The organism is uncultured Bradyrhizobium sp. (assembly GCF_936928535.1).
Taxonomy (GTDB): domain Bacteria; phylum Pseudomonadota; class Alphaproteobacteria; order Rhizobiales; family Xanthobacteraceae; genus Bradyrhizobium.
In genome coordinates, this window is sequence record NZ_CAKZHY010000091.1 from 26,176 (window position 1) to 44,765 (window position 18,590).

Here is an 18,590-nt window from a genome sequence, read left to right on the forward strand (position 1 = left end):
GCAATGGGTGCTGAAAACGGGGTCCGCTGGGCGGATACTGATGTATTCGTACCACATTGTTGCCGAATTGCGACAATTCCGCGGCGTCCCCGCCGCGGCAGACCGGCGCATCAACAGCCGAAAGTTCCAGCGGGTACCGCCGGGCGCTGCCGCTTACCGTGATCTGGCGCCCGACGGACGGGTTAACCGCGCCTGCGGGATGGCGGATCAAGGCGCGACCTTTGCGCCCGCATTCGCTTCATCTCGCTCTTCAGCGCCTCGGCCTTTTCATCTAGTTGCTCGCTCGCCGTTGCCGGCCGGTCCTCACGTCGCAGCTTCGCGAGCGTCTTCTCCACGGAGAGCTTATTGGTCTCAGCCATATCGAGCCTCTCTTGCGAGACTGGTCCTGGCGCAGCCGCGCACGCTGGGACCGGTCAATAAAAGAATCGGCCGCATCAGCTCTTCGGGCTGAACATGCCGCCGGCCGCCTTCATGACGGACTCGCCCATGGTCTTGGCCTGGTCCGTTAGCGCCCGCATCTGCTCCTGGAAAAATTCGGCCTGAAGTTTCAGCGTGTCCTGCACGTCCTTGGCCTGGATCAGCTTGTCGCCAAGATCGAAGGTCGCACTGACGTTGCGCTGCATGAAGCCGGTGAACTCCTTCGCCTGATTCGCGATCGGCAGGGGCGAAGATCCAAGGCCCTTCTCCAGCAGCTCGAAATAATCTGTATTGGCCTTGCGCAGGCGACCGAGGGCCTCGGTGAGTGCCGTTCGCACGCCTTCGATCGACGTATTGATTTCTGCCATGATATTTCTCCCTTTGGGAAGTTACAGTTACGCGGGAAGTCCCCCGAACCAGGCGCCGAAATAGCCGGCATAGAGGGCCGGCATCTCCAGATTCATCGAATGTCCGATGCGGGGCACGATGACGAGCCGGCAGTCCGGCATCGCTTCAGCCATGGCGCGAAGATCGGCCGGCGGAATCCAGCCATCCCATTCGCCCCACAGCACCAGATGAGGATGGTCGAGCTCCTTCATGCGGCGCTCCAACTCGCGGCTTTCTTTCTCCCGCGTCAGATTGACCGGCGTCCCAATCCAGATTCCCTCCGACACGCTAAAGGTCTGGTCGACGATGCGGTCGAACAATGTCCGGATCTCTCCCACCCCTTCGCGGAATCGCGGGGTGGCATTTGGTGCCATGCTCTCGGGCACGAACAGCGAGGAGGCCGCCGTGGCCATGATCGTCCGCGTCAACTGCTTGCTCGCCATCATCGCGCGAAACAGGCCGATCTGGTCGTCATTGAAGGCCATTCCGAGCGGTGTGACCGGGTCGAGGGCGAACACGCGGCCGAAGCGCTGGGGCTGTGCCAGCAGCATGCGCGCGGCGATGATACCGCCGGTCGAGTGCGTGGCGAGGTGGCAGTAGCCGATCTCAAGCGTATCGAGCGCGGCGAGCATGTCTTCGGCGTGCTGCTGCATCGAGTAATTGGCGTAGTCTGCCGTCGGCTTCGGCCGATCGCTGTCGCCGCAACCGCGCCAGTCGATGCCAATCACGCGAAGGCCCGATGGAAAAAGGGGCGCCGCGAGCTCGATCCAGTCCTTGCTGGCGAGATTGCCGTGGATGAAGACGACAGTGACATCGCCCTCTCCCCAACTCCGCCAGCCCAGCTGCATCTCACCCGCCTGCACCCTGGCCATGCGCGGTCCTATTTGTTGAGGCCGGCCGTGGGCGCCGCCCCCGGTGGGGTCGGCGCCACCGGCAGCGCCGAAACCACGGCGCCCCTGATCATGCGGTCGATGCCCTGCGGCGACGAGGTGTCGACGATGCCCCGGGTCACGAAATCCACGACGTCAGCCGAATACTCGACCGGATTGTCGGTGTGGACGAAGTGACCCGTCTCCGGATAGATTTTAAGCATCGGCCGGTTGCCGGCATTGGTCATCCGCGTCATGAACGGCGAGATCACGTCGCGGCCGAGATCCGTCAACCCGTTGAATGCGGGCGTCGGGATGAAGGGCTCCTTGTCACCGAACGCCAGGAAGATCGGCGCCTTGATCTGGGTAACCCCTTCATAAAGGTTCTTCGGGTCATCCTGCTGAAGCTCCGATCCGATCGTGTAGATGTCGTAAATGAAGACGTTGCACCACTGATCGAGCTCCTTGGGGCTGCCTTTGATGAGCCCGACGCGCTGCTCGGTGTGGAACCGGGCATACTCGCTGTCGCTGAAGAAGTAACCGCTCTTCGAGGCCGAGACCGCGCCGGTGTTCGGGTCCCGCTTCTTGAAGTAGAAGAAATCGCGGACGCTCTGTTCGTCACGCGCCTTCTCCGCGGCGAGGATGCCGGTCTGGTCCCAGGTCGCCTTCCACTTGTCGAAGTCATGGTCGAAGGCCGGATCGAACAGCTTTGCCTTCTTGTCCTTCGCGATCGTGATCTCGCGCGGATATTCTTCGAGGCCCGACGGCGCCTCGAGCGCAAGGCCCTGCACCGCATCCGGCCAGGTCAGCGCGTAGCCCATCACGAACTGGCCGCCGAGCGAGTGGCCGAGATAATAAGCCTTCGTCACCCCCAGCTGGTTGACGACGAGATCATAGATCACCTCGCGCATGTCCTGCATGGTGCGCGCCGGGCTCTTGTCGAGGTTGCCGGGGCCGGACATGCCGTAGTGCGGCAGGTCAGGCACGATCACGCGCAAGCCGCTGCGCAGTGCATACTGCATGATGTTGCCGTAGTGCCCGCCGAACGCGCCCTTGCCGTGGATGATGACGAGCACCTTCGGGTCCTTGTCGGTGCCGTTGTATTCGTCCATGTAGCCGATCTGCCACGTCTTGCCGCTCTTCTCCTTGGCGTTCGCGAACTTGACCGGATAGGGATAGGTCACAAAGTCCGTCCAGAACGACTTCTTGGGATCGATGTCGGCGGCGACGCCAGGCACGCGATAGTTCTTGTCGACGAACTTCTGCGCGCGATCGAGGCTCGCCACGTCGTCCATGAAGCCGACGAATTTCGGATCGTTCTTGCGATCGTTGATGATCGGGAAAACGCCGTAATGGGCGACCGGACTTTCCTCTGCGATGAGGTCCGCACCGGGCACGCGATCGACGGCCTGCTGGGCAAGCTTGAAGTTGAGCCACTGGTCATTGGTGATGTGCATCACCAGCGTGCGCGCGCGGATGCGGCCGAGATAGGGATTGATATTATGAATCTCGCCGACCCTGTTGCGCCAGACGAGGTCAACCGCGTCGTAGAGCTTGGCACGGTTAGTGACGCCGAGACCGGCCTTCTCATTCGGCGGATCCCAATAGAAAATCTCCGGCTGGACTGCGTTCCAGTTCTGGGTCGTACGGAAACCAAAATCATAACCGGTCATGCCCAGGATCGACCAGCCGAACGCGACGCCCGGCACTGGATGCTTCTCCTTGGGCAGCTTGTAATAGTCGCCCTTGGTCGCCTGCCAAACCGGATCGGACTCGATTGCGGCCGTCATCATCTGGAAGGTCCAGTTGCCAACGGGGTCCTCGCTGTCCGATTGCGTCGTGCCGCCGATCGGCATCAGCGCATTGACGTATTCTGGATGCATCACGCCCCAGACATAGGTCTGGGTGCCGCCCATCGAGACACCTGCCACCAACGCCACGCGCGCAACTTTCAACTCGTCACGCAGCAGGCGGTAATTCGCTTGCACCATGTCGTAGTAGCTGTATTGCGGAAACTTGATGCCAAGCCCGTCCGAAGGCTTGCTGGCACCCCAGGTGCCCAGCGGATCGACCATGATGACGTAATAGCGGTCGGTGTCGATCGGTCGGCCAGGGCCGATGATCGGGACGCCGCCCGATAGCGCAGCGCCCTTGACCCACTGCTCGTACATGTCAGTGGAATCGCCGGAGTAGTAGGAGTTGATCACGACAGCATTGGTGATCTCGCCGGCTGAATTTCGCCGAGCGTTGCCGATCGCGATGTAGGCGGTTCGCAGCTTGCCAGCACCAAGCGATTCCAGCGTGACCCCGCCTTCGCCGCCGTTCTCCCATTTGGAAGGATTGTCGAGATCATACTTGCCACCGAGACGGAAGTTCGCGACCTCATAGGTCTTCTTGAGACCGTCATGCTGCATCTGCGATGAGCGGCGCGTGAACGGCTGGGCCATCGCAAGCGCAGTGCCGACGAGCAGCAAAATGAGGCTGACTAAGCAACGCTTGAGCATGCTTGTCGCGGTCATGACAATATTCCTCCCGAGCGATGTTTTGCGAACGCTAGGCCGGCCCTCATGCCAAGGATTGATTTAGCTCAATGGATTGCTCACGTCGGCGTTGAGGATCTCAGCCATCATCACGCCAGCCGGTCCCCGCGATGCCCTTTCTCAATCATGGCTCCTACCGCATCCGCTATGAGCTGGACGGGCCGGCAGGTGGGCCCGCCTATGTGCTGGTCAACGGCCTCACGCAATATTCGGAGTTATGGGGCGCGTATCGCGATGCGCTGATCGCGCGTCGCTTCCGCGTCGCAACGTTCGATCTGCTCGGCCAGGGCGTCTCCGATAAGCCAGCGCTGTTCATCAACCAGGATGACCACGTCGCCGTGCTGCATCGGCTGATCGGCGAACTCGGTGACGGCCCGATCTTTCTCAGCGGTATCAGCTTCGGCGGCCTGATAGCGCTTCGCTATGCCATCGAGCACGGCGCGCGGCTGTCGGGACTTGTGCCGATGAGCTGCTTTGCCGAGCTGTCCCCGCAGCTGCTGCTGATCGGCAATGCCTTGCGTACGGGACTGACCCTCGGAGGCACCAGCTACCTCCAGGACCTGCTGCTGCCGATGAACCTGTCCGACCAGTGGCTGAAACCGCTGCTGGACAAGCTCGACAGCGTCAAGCGCCAGGGCTGGCTGGTCAATGACGTCTATGCCCTGCAGAACCTGATGGAGTCCTTCCTCGACTTCAAGCCGCTGACGCCGCTTCTACCCTCTATCGCCATCCCGACCATGATTCTCAACGGCGAGTTCGACTTCCTCACGCCGCGCGCGCTGCACGAGACCTTGCGGGTCGAGATTCCCGACAGCGCGCTTGTCATCATCCCCCGGGCCTATCACGCCTTCACGCTTGAAAAGGCGGAGCTGACCGCCGATCTCCTGGCACGCTTCGCCGAGGACGTGATGGCCGGCCGCTGGCAGGGCAACAAGCAGGTCCTCATCGCGCCGGAAGATCCCGGCGGGGCGTTGACGCCCTTCCCCGACGGTTACGACCATCTGCGCGCAATCCCGGTGCAGAGGATGGCGACATGAGCGCATTTTTTGGCCCGGTGGAGGTCGATGGCCGCGTGCCGCCCCGCCAGCAGACACGAGTCGCAGCGTTCCTCGTCTCGGCCCATGGCGCGCTGGCACGGCAATTCGGATTCGCCCTTCCGGCGACATTCGATGCGGCATGGCAGACGGAATTGAATGCGCAGTTCTATCGCGAGAGCGAGATCGTCTCGCTGCTGACGCGTGCCACGGCGTGGATCCCGGATTTCGCGCTTGCATCCATGGCTGCGTCCTGGGAGATGGCCTGGCTCCCCGCCCCCATCGACGGCATCGCCGATCACGGCCATGGACAAGCGATTCATCTCGCGATCCTCGCTCATGCCGTGCACGCCGCAATACGGCCGGCCGCGCTACTGCCGATGGAGGCCAACGCGGATGATCCCTTCGCATTTGCGCTGCGCCGGATCGAGTTCGAGAGCAGCCGGCTGTTGCAGGCTCAAATCCTGTTTCTGAAAGGGCCCGATCTCGTTCCTTTCCGGGATGCCGTAAGCGCGGCGCTCGAGCAGCGGCATGGAGAGGTGCGACAGCTCTGGCGCGAAGTCCTTGGCAGCATCGGCATCTCGGTCGCGAACGACACGAAGCCTTGACGCAGATCAAAAGCTGCAAGACCGCGCGCTCTCAAGATCCGTCCATCTCTCAAGTCTGCCGAGCGGAGTCCCGAACATGAAGGCCGTTTCCGTCGAAGAAGCCATTGGGTTGATTCCGGCCGGCGCCAGCATCATGGTCGGCGGCTTCATGGGCGTCGGCACGCCCGAGCGTCTGCTCGACGAGCTCGTGCGGCAAAACAAGACCGGCTTCTCGCTGATCTGCAACGATGCGGCGACACCCGGCAAGGGTGTCGGCAAGCTGTTCGACGCCGGGCAAGTCTCGAAGCTGACCGCGACCCATATCGGCCTCAACCCGAAGGCACAGCAGCAGATGCTGGGCAGCCAGATCGCGGTCGATCTCGTGCCTCAGGGTACCTTTGTCGAGCGCATCCGGGCCGGCGGTTGCGGCCTCGGCGGCGTGCTCACGCCGACCGGCGTCGGCACGCTCGTCGCGGAGGGCAAACGCCAGATCGAGGTTGACGGCAAGCCGTTCCTGCTCGAGACCGCCATCCGCGCCCAGTTCGCGCTGGTCCACGCCTTCCTCGCCGACTATCTCGGCAATCTCACTTACGTGCTGACCGCGCGCAATTTCAATCCGATCATGGCGATGGCGGCCGACACGGTGATTGTCTCGGCCGAGCACATCGTCCCCGTTGGCGTGATCGCGCCTGACCATGTCGTGACGCCGGGTCCGCTGGTCGATTACCTCATTACGAACGGGTGAGATTATGGACCCGCAGATCATCATCGCACGGCGCGTCGCCAAGGAATTGAAAAGCGGCAACCTCGTCAATCTCGGCATCGGTATCCCGACGCTGGTCGCGAACTACGTGCCGTCAGATCTCAAGGTGTTCTTCCAGTCCGAGAACGGCCTGATCGGCACCGGTCCGATCCCGGAGCAAGGCATGTCGCATCCGCTGCTGACCGATGCCGGCGGCCGGCCGATCAGCGCGCTACCGGGGGCGGCGACCTTCGACAGCGCGATGTCGTTCGGGCTGATCCGCGGCGGCCATGTCGACGTCACGGTGCTCGGGGGCTTGCAGGTGGATGCGCAGGGGCATCTCGCCAACTGGATGATCCCCGGCAAGATGGTGCCGGGCATGGGCGGCGCGATGGACCTCGTCAGCGGCGCCAAGCGTGTCATCGTCGCCATGCAGCACGCCGCCAAGGGAAAGTCGAAGATCGTCCCCAAATGCACCCTGCCCCTGACTTCGGCGCGGCCGGTGAGCCTCGTCGTGACAGATATGGCCGTGATTGGCTTTCCCGACGGCAAGGCGACGCTGCTGGAGACCGCCCCCGGCGTCAGCGTCGGCGAGGTCTTGGCGGTCACGGAAGCCGAGCTCGCCGTCCCCGATCAAGTCCCTGAAATGAAGCTCTGACGAGGTAACGCCGATGCGGGTGTTCAGCGACTTCAACGAGATCAAATCCGCCGTTGGGACCGAGATCGGGGTCAGCGACTGGGTCGAGGTGACGCAGGAGCGCATCAACCAGTTTGCGGAGGCGACCTGCGACGAGCAGTGGATCCATGTCGACCAGGCGCGCGCCGCCAAGGAAATGCCCGGCGGCAAGACCATCGCTCATGGCCTGTTGTCGCTCGCACTCGCGCCGCTCTTCATTCGCTCGGTGATCGGGCTGAAGGGCCTGCGCAACACGCTCAACTATGGCGCCGACCGGATCAGATATCTCGCGCCGGTGCCGGCGGGTTCGAAGCTGCGCGGCCGCGTGACCGTTGCCGAAGCCGAGGACGTGCCGCCGGATGGCCTGCGCGTGAACTATCACCTCGTGATCGAGATCGAAGGCGGCAAGAAGCCAGCCTGCGTTGCCGAGCTGATCGCCTTGCACTATCGCTGAGCAAGCTCAGTCGATGATGTGATATCCGCCGTCGATGTAGAGCACGCCGCCCGTGATCAGCTTGGCACCGTCCAGCGCCAGGAACGCGGTGGCGTTGCCGACATCGTCGATGCTGACGAGACTGCGCGAAGGCGCCTTGGACTGCGCCTTGTCCATGAGCTCGTCGAACTCAGGGATGCCTGACGCCGCACGGGTTGCCAGCGGGCCCGGCGAGATGGCATGGACGCGGATCCCCTTCGGACCGAGCTCGGCGGCGATGTAGCGAACCGAGGCCTCGAGCGCGGCCTTGGCGACGCCCATCACGTTGTAGTTCTCCACCACCATCTGGCTGCCGTAATAGGTCATCGTGAACAGCGTTCCGCCGTTCTTCATCAGGGGCTCGGCCAGATGCGCCATGCGCATGAACGACCAGCAGGAGACGTCCATGGTCTTGAGAAAACCATCGCGGCCGACATCGACGACGCGACCGTGCAAGGCCTCCTTGGGGGAGAAAGCGATCGAATGAAGCAGGAAGTCGAGCTGCCCCCACTCGGATGCGATGCGGTCGAATACCGCTTCGGTCTGGCCTTCCACCATGACGTCGAGCGGCATGAAGATCGGCGCTTCCAGCGCCTGCGCCAGCGGCTCGACATGTTTCCTGGCACGGTCGTTCAGATAGGTCACCGCGAGATCGGCACCGAGCGCGCGAAACGCCCGCGCACAGCCCCAGGCGATCGACTGATCATTGGCGATCCCGACGATCAGGCCCTTCTTGCCCTTGAGGGCAACCTTGCTGTCAGGGAATACTGGAATCATGACACCCTCTCAGGTCTTGTGTTGGTCGGCTGACCATTCATCAGAAGCGACAGCGTGTGCTGCGCGATCATCAATTCCTCGTCCGTCGGTACGACGTAGACCGGGATCTTGCTGTCGGCGCGCGAGATCAGCTGCGCATGGCGCGCGTTCTCACCGGCATCGAGGGTGACACCGAGCCATCCAAGCTGCTCGCTTATGCGTGCGCGGATCGAGGCCGAGTTCTCGCCAATGCCCGCGGTGAAGACGAAGGCATCCAGACCCTGCAAGGCCGCTGCCAGCATGCCGGCGTTGAGCCCGATGCGGTACACGAAATAGTCGATCGCGAGCCGCGCATGCGGATCGCTACTGGCTTCCAGCTCGCGCATGTCATTGCTGATGCCGGAAAGCCCTTTCAGGCCGCAATCGCGGTAGAGGAAGTCCTGCACCTTTGCCGCCGGCATGCCCTTCTCGGAGATGAGATACAGCACCACGCCGGGATCGATCTGGCCCGGCCGCGTTCCCATCGGCAGCCCGTCGAGTGCGGTAAAGCCCATGGTGCTCTCGACGCTGCGCCCGTCCCTGATCGCGCACATCGAGGCGCCGCTGCCGAGATGTGCAACGATGACCCTGCCCTTGGCGATCTCTGGCGCGACGCGAGGAAGCGTACGGGCGATATATTCGTAGGACAGGCCGTGAAAGCCGTAGCGCCTTACGCCCTCGGCATATAGCTGCTGCGGGATGGCATAGTGATCGGCGACGAGGTCGTGCGTGCGATGAAACGCGGTGTCGAAGCACGCCACTTGCGGCAGCGCCGGAAAATTGGCCAGCAGCGAGCGGATCGGCGCGAGATTATGCGGCTGATGCAGCGGTGCCAGGCTGATAAAGCGTTCAAGACGGGTGACGACGCCGTGGTCGATCAGGACCGGCCGAACATAATCCGGCCCGCCATGCACAACGCGGTGGCCGACCGCGATCGGCGTGACCCTGATCTCCTCCCGCAACCAATCCCCGGCGACCGCCATGGCAGCAGGGACATCAGGCACGGTTTCAATTGGATAGGCGCGATCAGCCAACGGATCGCCGCTCGCACCGCTCGCGCGCAAGCGCGGGCGGCTGCCGATGCCGTCCATCTGTCCCTTGATCTGGCGGCGGAGCATGCCATCGCCCTCGGCGGAATAGACCTGAAACTTGACGCTGGAGGAGCCGGCGTTGACGACCAGGACCGTATCCATGGCGATCACGCCCCCACTGTCGGCGCCTGCTGGCGCCGGGCACGCGCATAGAGCGCGGCCACGGCGCAGGAGGCCATCCGCGCACGTGGCGAATCCGCACGCGACGTCAGGACAACGGGTACGCGGGCGCCGAGCACGATGCCGGCTCCATCCGCCTTGGCAAAATAAGCAAGGTTCTTGGCCAGCATGTTGCCGGACTCAAGATCGGGAACCACCAGAATCTGTGCGCGACCGGCCACCTCGGATGTGATGCCCTTGATCCGCGCGGCTTCCGGGTCGATGGCATTGTCGAACGCCAGTGGACCATCAAGCACGCCGCCGGTGATCTGGCCGCGATCGGCCATCTTGCAGAGCGCGGCGGCTTCGATCGTCGATGGAATCTTCGAGGTTACCGTCTCCACTGCCGACAGGATCGCCACTCGCGGCTTCGTACCGAAACCGGCCAGGTTGTACAGATCGATCGCGTTCTGGATGATGTCGCGCTTGGCATCGAGATCGGGGAAGATGTTGATCGCGGCATCCGTGACAAAAATGGTCTCGGCATAGGCCGGCACATCCATGACGAAGACGTGACTGATGCGCCTGTTGGTGCGCAGACCGCCAACCTTGGCGGTGACGGCGCGCATCAGTTCGTCGGTGTGCAGGCTGCCCTTCATCAACAGCTCGCCCTTGGCGGCGTGGATGAGCTCGACGCCCTTGGCGGCGGCATCGTCGCTGTGCGCGGCATCGACGATCTCGAAGGGGGATACATCGAGATCGAATTTCGCGGCGGTCTCCCTGATCTTCCGCTCCGGCCCGACCAGTATCGGCCGAATGATGCCGGCACTGGCGCTGTCGACGGCGCCGCGCAGCGAGGTCTCGTCGCAGGGGTGTACAACCACGGTCGGCGTGGGCGGCGCGGCCTTCGCCGCCGCGATCAAGCGGTCATATTTGCTGCCGGATTGGGCTTGCGTCGTGTCGGCCGACATCCTGTCACTCCCGATTCCACCAATGCGTGTTACGAAGCTCTCGCTTGAGGGTCGAAAGGGGCGACTTTCGACGTCAACTCTCCTTCCCCCTCCAAACCGAAGAGTTCGGCGACCTGCTTGAGGCGCTTGGCGCGCTCGCCGGTGATTTCCGCGCTCGCCGACAGTATTTCGCGCATCGCGGAAAAGGCTGCGCGCCGCTGGTTCATGTCGTCAGGCAGCAATCCGGGGATTGCCGCAAGGGCGGCTTCGCGATCGAGCAACAGCATGAAAAACTGCTCGCGCACCAGCATCTTGAACTCGGACAGCGTCATGCGCGGGCCGGAATGGTCGCGTCGAACCTGCCGCAGCGCCTCGATGCTGCGCTCGTCGATCATGCCGCGCGCGGAGCCGACATAGAGCAGCGCACGGAGCGCAGCCTCGCGAATGCCGCCCTCACCGATACGAGATTTCAGCTCGGCAATGCGCTTTGCGAGCATCGCTTGATGCTCGGCCGACATCTCGCGACGGCGCGACGGCGCCGAATTCGGGTCGACGCCGAGGGCAGCCTGCAGCACCGGCGAACCATAGACGTTGAGGAAGACGGTTTCGCTCAGCGCCTCCTGAGCGTCGCGCCAGCTGTCGAGCGCATGGACGATCTGCTTCGACATCTGCTCCTGGAAGGCCAGGAAAGGATTGTCCTTCGAGACCGGCTTGCGATTTTCCTCGACACGGTCGGCAGCCGACTTCATCGTGGCCATCCAGGGATTCTCGCTGCTGAAGACCTCATATTGCAGCCGCAGCGGGTGCATCTTGTGGGCCCATTCCGCCAGTTGCGGCGTCACCATGCCCTTCACCAGCGGCCGCAGGAATTTCTGGTAGGCCGCCAGATTGAGTTCGGAGACGCGCTTGGCGGCGGCAAAGCGCCGCTCGTCCTCCGGCGAGTTGCCGCCCATGGCCCTGACATCGTCGAGCGTCCGCGCCTCGCAGCGCATCACCCACTGCCCCACGGCGAGATCGCTGTTGAGCGTCTCCTCGCCCCGGGCCTCGAACGTCGCCTCATAGAGGCCAGGCGGCAGCACATCGATCAAATCGATGTTGCTCGAGAACTCGGCATGCTCCTTCTTCGCCACGCCACCGGATACGAAGATGCCGAGATGGCCGATGCTGTCGTGAACGCTATAGACGATGGTCTGTCCATAGGCCCTGATCTCATCGACGTCGGCATAGCAGTCTAGGATCCAGTCCAGCGCCTGCTGAGGCGGCGTGACGTTGTCGCCTTTGGAGCAGAACACCACGATCGGCGAACGGATATTGCGCAAGTCGACTTTCTCGCCGTCCGACATCTCGATCCGGCCGGCCGCAAGGTTGTTGCCGATGAAGAGCTCGTCGACGATGAACTGGATTTCTTCGGCATTGAGGTTGACGTGACCGCCCCACCAGCGTTCGAAGTCGAGGTAGCGCTCGGCCTCGGTATCGACCTTGGAATAGACGTTGTATTGCTTGGTCCAGAGCGTGTTCGACGGGTTCTGGTTCTCGAAGTTTTGTACCAGCCAGGCGCCGTCGAACTTGCCGGCGCCGAGGTCGCTCGTCAGCGCCGTGAGCCAGCTTCCGCCCAAGAGACCACCGGAGTAGCGCATCGGATATTGACCGTGGACACCGGCCCAATAGGCGAGCGGTGCGCCGGCGATGATCAGCGGTCCGAACAGCTCCGGCCGCAGCGAGGCCAGGATCATGACGGCCCATCCGGCCTGACAGTTGCCGATCACACACGGCTTACCGTCGGCGTCGGGGTGACGGCTGATGACGGTTTCAAGAAATTTTGCTTCGGCCCGTGCGATGCGCTCGATCGTCTGGCCCGGCATGGGCTCAGGCAGGAACCCGATGAAATAGCAGGGATGGCTCGCCTTCATCGCGACGCCGATCTCGCTGTCGGCCTTGAAGCCGCCGATGCCCGGGCCGTGGCCGGCCCGCGGGTCGACCACGACGAACGGCCGTCGGGTCATGTCGATCTCAACGCCTTTCGGCGGGATGATGCGGACCAGCGCGTAGTTCACGGGATCGTCGAGCGTGCGACCGTCCGTGATCAATTCGGCGGCATATTGCAGCACATGCGGCGCGGTCTGCGCGATGTGCTCGCGATACTGATCGCCGCGCTGGCGCATGATGTCCAGGAACAGCACGCTGCGCTGTCCCGCATCGACCAGATATTCTACGGCCGATGCGACCAGCCCCGACAGGGGACCATCGGGCAGTTTCAGATTTTCCGTCGGCATGTTCGACCTCACTGTCGCGTGAGGTCATTCAAAGGGGACGGGCCAGAATTGAAGTTGATATAGGTCAATAGTCACGTTCGGCGCCGGCCTTGCGATCGTGCAGTCTTCATCGTCGTGACGATGGATGCCTCGCCTGGCAGAATGTCGGGAACCCTATTCTGAAACCTCCTGCAAACAACCCGAGTTAGGGTTCCGGCCGGAACAGACTCAGCCCCTTCCGGCTTGACCCGGCATGGATAGGTTCTTCCTCGCAACGATGGTTTCGGCGGTGCTGCTGCTGATTGTGGCCTCTGACCTCCTGGTCAACGGGCCAAGCAGGCAGGATCAGACCGCCGAGCTGGCCAACATCCAGCCGGTCGCAGCCCGCATGCTCAGATAGGTGCGAGGCTGCCCCTGCGACGTATTCGAATGTTCCAGCGGAACATTTCAGCCTGACCAGGACTTCTGATATCCGCGCCTGCCACGAACGGCCAGCGCGATCCGGACAGGCTCAGCTCCGCTGTGGTAGGGGGAGCTGAGCCACCGTCGCGCAAATGCGTTTAGCGTTTGTCACGCCGCGTTTGTCGCGCGAGGCTACCCCCCGCTCCTGTAAACCTGGATATCGAGGTCCCGGATCTTCTTCCGCAGCGTGTTGCGATTGAGGCCGAGCAGATCGGCGGCGCGGATCTGGTTGCCACGGGTGGCGGCGAGCGCGGCCGTCAACAGCGGCACCTCGATTTCCTTGAGAATGCGGTGATAGAGGCCCGGCGGCGGCACGCCGTTCGGGAAGCCCTGGAAGTGCGATGAGAGGTAGGCCTCCACCGCGCCGCCGAGATTGTCGACGCCTTGCTGGACCGCGGCACCCGGACTGACCGAGGGCGGCGCCAGCTCGCCGTCGATAACGGACGCCGTGATCACGTCCTGCGGATAGAGCGCGGCGAGACGGCGCGCCAGGTTCTCGAGCTCGCGCACGTTGCCGGGCCAGCGGTGCTGCTTCATCCGCTCCAGCGCCAAGGCATCGAGCTTCTTCGGCGGCAATCCGTCCTTCTCGGCGAGCGCGAAGAAGTGACGCACCAGATCCGGCAGATCCTCAATGCGCTCGCGCAAGGGCGGCAGCCGCAGCGGCACGACGTTGAGGCGGAAGAACAGATCCTCGCGGAACAGCCCTTGCTGGATCAGCACGCGCAGATCCTTGTTGGAGGCCGCGACGATGCGCACGTCGGTCTTGATCGGGGTACGGCCGCCGACGGTGGTGTATTCGCCCTGCTGCAGCACGCGCAGCAGGCGGGTCTGCGCCTCCATCGGCATGTCGCCGATCTCGTCGAGGAACAGCGTGCCGCCTTCGGCCTGCTCGAACCGGCCGGACGCCCGCGTGTTGGCGCCGGTGAAGGCGCCGCGCTCATGGCCGAACAGCTCGGATTCAATGAGGTCGCGTGGGATCGCCGCCATGTTGACCGCGACGAACGGGCCGTTGCGGCGCTTGCCGTAATCGTGCAGCGCGCGCGCCACCAGCTCCTTGCCGGTGCCTGATTCACCCGTGATCATCACGGTGAGATCGGTCTGCATCAGCCGCGCGAGCACGCGGTAGATTTCCTGCATCGCCGGCGAGCGGCCGACCAGCGGGATCGCCTCCATCTCGGCGTCATCGTCCGCCGTTGCGACCCGCTCCTTCGGCTCGGCGAGCGCGCGGCCGACGATCGCAATCAGCTCCTTCAGATCGAAGGGCTTTGGCAGATATTCATAGGCACCGCGCTCGGAGGCGCGGATCGCCGTCATGAAAGTGTTTTGCGCGCTCATGACGATGACGGGCAAATTCGGCCGCATCTTCTTGATCCGCGGCAACAGGTCGAAGGCGTTTTCATCCGGCATCACCACGTCGGTGATGACGAGATCGCCCTCTCCCTGGCTGACCCAGCGCCACAGCGTCGCGGCGTTGCCGGTCAGCCTGACTTCATACCCGGCCCGGGAAAGTGCCTGGTTGAGAACCGTGCGGATGGCGGTGTCGTCATCAGCTACGAGAATGCTACCTGCGGGCATCGTTAATCCTCATCTTGCCCCCTGTGATGCAGACGACGACTTCCCGGCAGAGCCGTCGCGACTGCTGTGATCTGTGGTCTTTGCCGATGTCGAGTACATCGGCATCAGCACGCGGAAGGTGGTCTTGCGCGGCTGAGACTCGCATTCGATGATGCCCCCGTGATCGCCCACGATCTTGGCGACCAGAGCAAGACCGAGGCCAGAGCCGGTCTGCTTGGTGGTCACGAACGGGTCGAACAAATTGGGCAGAAGGTCGTCCGGCACGCCTGGTCCATTGTCCCTCACGCAGAATTCGAGCGGCAGGGATACCCGGGATTTTTGACCGGGGACTGACAGGCGCACGCCGGGGCGGAACGCGGTGGTAAGCTGGATCTCGGCGTCGGGGACGTCGATCAGCGCTTCGGCGGCATTCTTCACCAGATTGAGGAACACCTGAATCAGCTGGTCCTGATTGGCCAGCACCGGCGGCAGCGAGGGATCATAATCCTCGATGAAGCGGATGTTACGGGCAAAGCCCGATTGCGCCAGCCGCTTCACGTGATCCAGCACGGAATGGATGTTGACGGGACCGCGCACCACCGGGCGTTCGTCGCCGAACACCTCCATGCGGTCGACCAGCGTGACGATGCGATCGGCCTCGTCGCAGATCAGGCGGGTCAGCATGCGGTCTTCCGAGGACGCCTGCTGCTCCAGGAGCTGCGCGGCGCCGCGGATGCCCGAGAGCGGATTCTTGATCTCATGCGCGAGCATCGCTGCTAGCGCAATCACCGAGCGCGCAGCGCTGCGGTGGGTGAGCTGGCGATCCATCTTGTCAGCGATGGAGCGCTCCTGCAGCATCACCACGATGTGGCCGGGCCGCTCGGTGAGCGGGGCGACATGCAGATCGACCTGCCGGTCGCCGCCCATGCGCGGCGTGCCCAAATCGACCTTGTATTCGTTGACCGGCGAGTTCGACGACCGCACCTGGTCGATCAGCGCGAGCAAGGGGCTGCCAAACGGCACCAGCTCTTTCAGCGACTGACGCTTCAGGAACTGTGTCGAGATTTCGAAGAACGCTTCGGTCGCGATGTTGGCGGCAACGATCTTGCCGTCCGGCCCGATCATCAACACGGGATTGGGCAAGGCATCGAGAATCGCGTCGCTGTCGGCGGGCTTGCGATGGTCGGCGGCTGAGCTCATGCAGCAGCGCTCCATGCAAAATCGTCGAAGGCATCCTGCAGCGAGCGGTGGACGAGCCCGGGATCCTCGGACGTCAAAATCTTCTGGCGCCAGGCCTTTAGCGTCTCGACCGGCGCACCACTGGCTTCGGCAGCAACATCGAGCGCCCAGCCGAGATGTTTGCGCGCGTGCCTGAGGCCGACACGCAGGCCGTAGAGCGCGCAGACGCCCTCATAGAGCGTGCGGACATAATGCAGCTGCGTCGCGAGCGAGGGCGCGGCTTCAGCCGCCCCACCGTTCAGCCGTCGCCCGATCTCGCCGGGCAGCCAGGGCTGGCCATTGGCGCCGCGACCGATCATCACGGCATCGGCGCCGGAGGCCTCGAGCGCCGCGAGCGCCTTCTCGAAAGACGTGATGTCGCCGTTGACGACGAGCGGAATGGAGATCGCCTCGCGCACAGCGCGGATCGCATCCCAATCGGCCTCGCCTTTGTAGAACTGGCAACGGGTGCGGCCGTGAACGGTGACGAGCTTGACGCCGGCGGCCTCTGCGCGTCGCGCCAGCTCAGGCGCGTTGCGGGTGCGATCGTCCCAGCCGAGCCGCATCTTCAGCGTCACCGGCACGTTCACCGCTGATATCGTCGCTTCGATCAGGCTGACGGCGTGATCGAGATCGCGCATCAGGGCCGAGCCCGACTGGCCGCCGGTAACGTGACGGGCCGGACAGCCCATGTTGATGTCGATGATGTCGGCGCCTTCGGCTTCGGCGATCCGGGCACCCTCCGCCATCCAATGCGCCTCGCAGCCGGCGAGCTGGACCACATGAGGCCCAACACCCGTCGCTTCGCAGCGCAACCGCGACATGCGGTGGCCATTGGCGAGCTCGTCGCTGGCGGTCATTTCGGAGACGACCAGACCGGCCCCCAGCTCGGCGGCCAACCGGCGGACGGGCGAGTCTGTCACTCCCGACATCGGTGCCAGGAAGACCGGATTGGCGATTTCAATATCGCCTATTTTCAACGGCTTAGAGCCTGATACTACCGAGCCGGTCACAGGGGTCTCGTTGCGTGGGCGGCGCCTCATCGCGCCTGCCATGACCTATCTTGCGCACAATTCTTGTGCAGTCAAGCGTCATGCCTACAGTTTAGACAGTTCTGCAGATCTTTCAAGTGCAGTGCAGCAAAATGCTGAATCCCACGATCCCGGGAAACCCCCTTTTTTTGCGGGCCTGCCGTGCTAGAGGCATGCCGGCAATCACCTCACTCCCCCTACTCCCCTTAGCAGTTGAATATTTGAGTCCTATGGCGAAATCACAGCGCACCGCAGTCGTTCTCGTCGCGGCCGGACGTGGCCTTCGCGCAGGCGCCGGTGGCCCCAAGCAATACCGGGAGATTGGCGGCGTGCCCGTGATCTACCGCGCCATGGAAGCGTTCAGCACGCATCCCGATGTGTTCGCCGTGCAGCCGGTGGTGAACCCCGACGACAGCGCCATGTTCACGGCAGCGGTCGCAGGGCTCAAGCACGAGGCACCGACCAATGGTGGCGCAACGCGCCAGGCCTCGGTGCTCTCGGGTCTCGAAGCGCTTGCGAAGCACAAGCCCGACATCGTCCTGATCCATGACGCCGCGCGGCCCTTCGTGTCAGCGAGCGTGATCTCGCGCGCCATCGAGGCGGCAAGCCGCACTGGCGCGGCGATCCCCGTCGTCCCCGTCACCGACACCATCAAGGTCACGAGCGCCGATGGCAACGTCGAGGACACGCCAGACAGGGCCGGTCTGCGAATCGCTCAGACGCCGCAATCCTTTCGTTTCGATGTCATCCTCGAGGCGCATCATCGCGCGGCCAAGGACGGTCGATCCGATTTCACCGATGATGCCGCGATCGCCGAATGGGCGGGATTGACGGTTGCGACCTTTGAAGGCGATGTTGCCAATATGAAGCTCACCACTCCCGAAGATTTCGTGCGCGAGGAAGCGCGCCTGGCCAGCCTGCTCGGCGACATCAGGACCGGCACGGGCTACGACGTGCACGCCTTCGGTGAAGGCGACCATCTCATGCTCTGCGGCGTGCGCGTGCCGCACACGAAAGGCTTCCTGGCACATTCCGACGGCGATGTCGGGCTGCATGCGCTGGTCGATGCCATCCTCGGCGCGCTCGCCGACGGCGACATTGGTTCGCACTTCCCGCCGAGCGATGCGAAGTGGAAGGGCGCCTCCTCCGACCAGTTCCTGAAATACGCCATCGAGCGCGTCACGGCGCGCGGCGGCCGCGTCGCCAATCTCGAGGTCACCATGATCTGCGAGCGGCCGAAGATCGGTCCGCTGCGGGACGTCATGCGCGCGCGCATCGCCGAGATATCAGGCGTCGACATCTCGCGCGTTGCGGTGAAGGCGACCACCAGCGAGCGGCTCGGCTTCACCGGGCGCGAGGAAGGCATCGCGGCAACCGCGAGTGCCACCATCCGCCTGCCCTGGAGCCTGTAGGT

18 protein-coding genes are annotated in these 18,590 nt (G+C 63.5%); 7 read left to right on the forward strand and 11 right to left on the reverse strand.

Annotated elements, in window-relative coordinates:
- Positions 1-182: 182 nt before the first annotated feature.
- The 4 genes from Q0687_RS13830 to Q0687_RS13845 all read right to left on the reverse strand — a co-directional run bounded on the left by Q0687_RS13830 (position 183) and on the right by Q0687_RS13845 (position 4,192).
- A complete protein-coding gene (locus Q0687_RS13830; protein ID WP_298877527.1) occupies positions 183-359 on the reverse strand; it encodes a hypothetical protein in 177 nt (58 codons plus the stop codon).
- Between the two features lie 75 nt (positions 360-434).
- The gene (locus Q0687_RS13835) at positions 435-785 is read right to left on the reverse strand and encodes a phasin (protein WP_298877528.1); all 351 of its coding nucleotides are present in this window, start codon (positions 783-785) and stop codon (positions 435-437) included.
- A gap of 27 nt (positions 786-812) precedes the next feature.
- Entirely contained in the window at positions 813-1,676 is an 864-nt protein-coding gene (locus tag Q0687_RS13840; RefSeq protein WP_298877530.1) for an alpha/beta hydrolase, read from the reverse strand.
- A gap of 8 nt (positions 1,677-1,684) precedes the next feature.
- Entirely contained in the window at positions 1,685-4,192 is a 2,508-nt protein-coding gene (locus Q0687_RS13845; RefSeq protein ID WP_298877532.1) for an alpha/beta hydrolase, read from the reverse strand.
- A gap of 131 nt (positions 4,193-4,323) precedes the next feature.
- Between Q0687_RS13845 and Q0687_RS13850 the strand changes: the two genes are divergently transcribed.
- The 5 genes from Q0687_RS13850 to Q0687_RS13870 all read left to right on the forward strand — a co-directional run bounded on the left by Q0687_RS13850 (position 4,324) and on the right by Q0687_RS13870 (position 7,706).
- Complete coding sequence (locus tag Q0687_RS13850; protein ID WP_298877534.1) at positions 4,324-5,250, forward strand: alpha/beta hydrolase; 927 nt, start codon at positions 4,324-4,326, stop codon at positions 5,248-5,250.
- Positions 5,247-5,855 (forward strand): hypothetical protein, encoded by a 609-nt coding sequence (locus tag Q0687_RS13855; protein ID WP_298877536.1) that lies wholly within the window; start codon positions 5,247-5,249, stop codon positions 5,853-5,855. The genes Q0687_RS13850 and Q0687_RS13855 overlap by 4 nt, the downstream gene beginning before the upstream one ends.
- 76 nt (positions 5,856-5,931) lie before the next feature.
- Positions 5,932-6,579, forward strand: coding sequence for a CoA transferase subunit A (locus Q0687_RS13860; protein ID WP_298877538.1), 648 nt, complete (start codon positions 5,932-5,934; stop codon positions 6,577-6,579).
- A gap of 4 nt (positions 6,580-6,583) precedes the next feature.
- On the forward strand, positions 6,584-7,234 hold the full coding sequence (locus Q0687_RS13865) for a 3-oxoacid CoA-transferase subunit B (protein ID WP_298877540.1): 651 nt from the start codon (positions 6,584-6,586) through the stop codon (positions 7,232-7,234).
- A gap of 13 nt (positions 7,235-7,247) precedes the next feature.
- Entirely contained in the window at positions 7,248-7,706 is a 459-nt protein-coding gene (locus Q0687_RS13870) for a MaoC family dehydratase (RefSeq protein ID WP_298877542.1), read from the forward strand.
- Positions 7,707-7,712: 6 nt separating this feature from the next.
- Here Q0687_RS13870 and fabI read toward each other — a convergent pair whose 3' ends face one another.
- The 4 genes from fabI to Q0687_RS13890 are packed head-to-tail and all read right to left on the reverse strand — an operon-like array spanning position 7,713 to position 12,932.
- Positions 7,713-8,501, reverse strand: a complete 789-nt coding sequence (gene fabI, locus Q0687_RS13875; RefSeq protein ID WP_298877543.1) for an enoyl-ACP reductase FabI — start codon at positions 8,499-8,501, stop codon at positions 7,713-7,715.
- Positions 8,498-9,712 (reverse strand): acetate/propionate family kinase, encoded by a 1,215-nt coding sequence (locus tag Q0687_RS13880; protein WP_298877545.1) that lies wholly within the window; start codon positions 9,710-9,712, stop codon positions 8,498-8,500. The genes fabI and Q0687_RS13880 overlap by 4 nt, the downstream gene beginning before the upstream one ends.
- 5 nt (positions 9,713-9,717) lie before the next feature.
- The gene (locus tag Q0687_RS13885) at positions 9,718-10,680 is read right to left on the reverse strand and encodes a phosphate acetyltransferase (protein WP_298877546.1); all 963 of its coding nucleotides are present in this window, start codon (positions 10,678-10,680) and stop codon (positions 9,718-9,720) included.
- A gap of 29 nt (positions 10,681-10,709) precedes the next feature.
- Positions 10,710-12,932 carry a DUF3141 domain-containing protein gene (locus tag Q0687_RS13890; protein WP_298877548.1) on the reverse strand — a complete coding sequence of 741 codons (2,223 nt, stop codon included), beginning with the start codon at positions 12,930-12,932 and terminating at the stop codon, positions 10,710-10,712.
- Positions 12,933-13,164: 232 nt separating this feature from the next.
- Here Q0687_RS13890 and Q0687_RS13895 point away from each other — a divergent pair, with 232 nt between their 5' ends.
- A complete protein-coding gene (locus Q0687_RS13895; protein WP_298877550.1) occupies positions 13,165-13,311 on the forward strand; it encodes a hypothetical protein in 147 nt (48 codons plus the stop codon).
- Between the two features lie 194 nt (positions 13,312-13,505).
- On the opposite strand, the gene ntrC is transcribed toward Q0687_RS13895, so the two are convergent.
- From ntrC to dusB, 3 genes are read right to left on the reverse strand one after another with little or no spacing between them, the layout of a single operon-like run.
- Positions 13,506-14,948, reverse strand: a complete 1,443-nt coding sequence (ntrC, locus tag Q0687_RS13900) for a nitrogen regulation protein NR(I) (protein ID WP_057754959.1) — start codon at positions 14,946-14,948, stop codon at positions 13,506-13,508.
- Between the two features lie 9 nt (positions 14,949-14,957).
- Complete coding sequence (locus tag Q0687_RS13905) at positions 14,958-16,127, reverse strand: nitrogen regulation protein NR(II) (RefSeq protein WP_298877552.1); 1,170 nt, start codon at positions 16,125-16,127, stop codon at positions 14,958-14,960.
- Positions 16,124-17,125 (reverse strand): tRNA dihydrouridine synthase DusB, encoded by a 1,002-nt coding sequence (gene dusB, locus Q0687_RS13910; protein ID WP_298877746.1) that lies wholly within the window; start codon positions 17,123-17,125, stop codon positions 16,124-16,126. The genes Q0687_RS13905 and dusB overlap by 4 nt, the downstream gene beginning before the upstream one ends.
- A 281-nt stretch (positions 17,126-17,406) precedes the next feature.
- Here dusB and Q0687_RS13915 point away from each other — a divergent pair, with 281 nt between their 5' ends.
- Positions 17,407-18,588: a bifunctional 2-C-methyl-D-erythritol 4-phosphate cytidylyltransferase/2-C-methyl-D-erythritol 2,4-cyclodiphosphate synthase gene (locus Q0687_RS13915; RefSeq protein WP_298877553.1), complete on the forward strand. Its 1,182-nt coding sequence runs from the start codon at positions 17,407-17,409 to the stop codon at positions 18,586-18,588.
- Positions 18,589-18,590 lie beyond the last annotated feature (2 nt).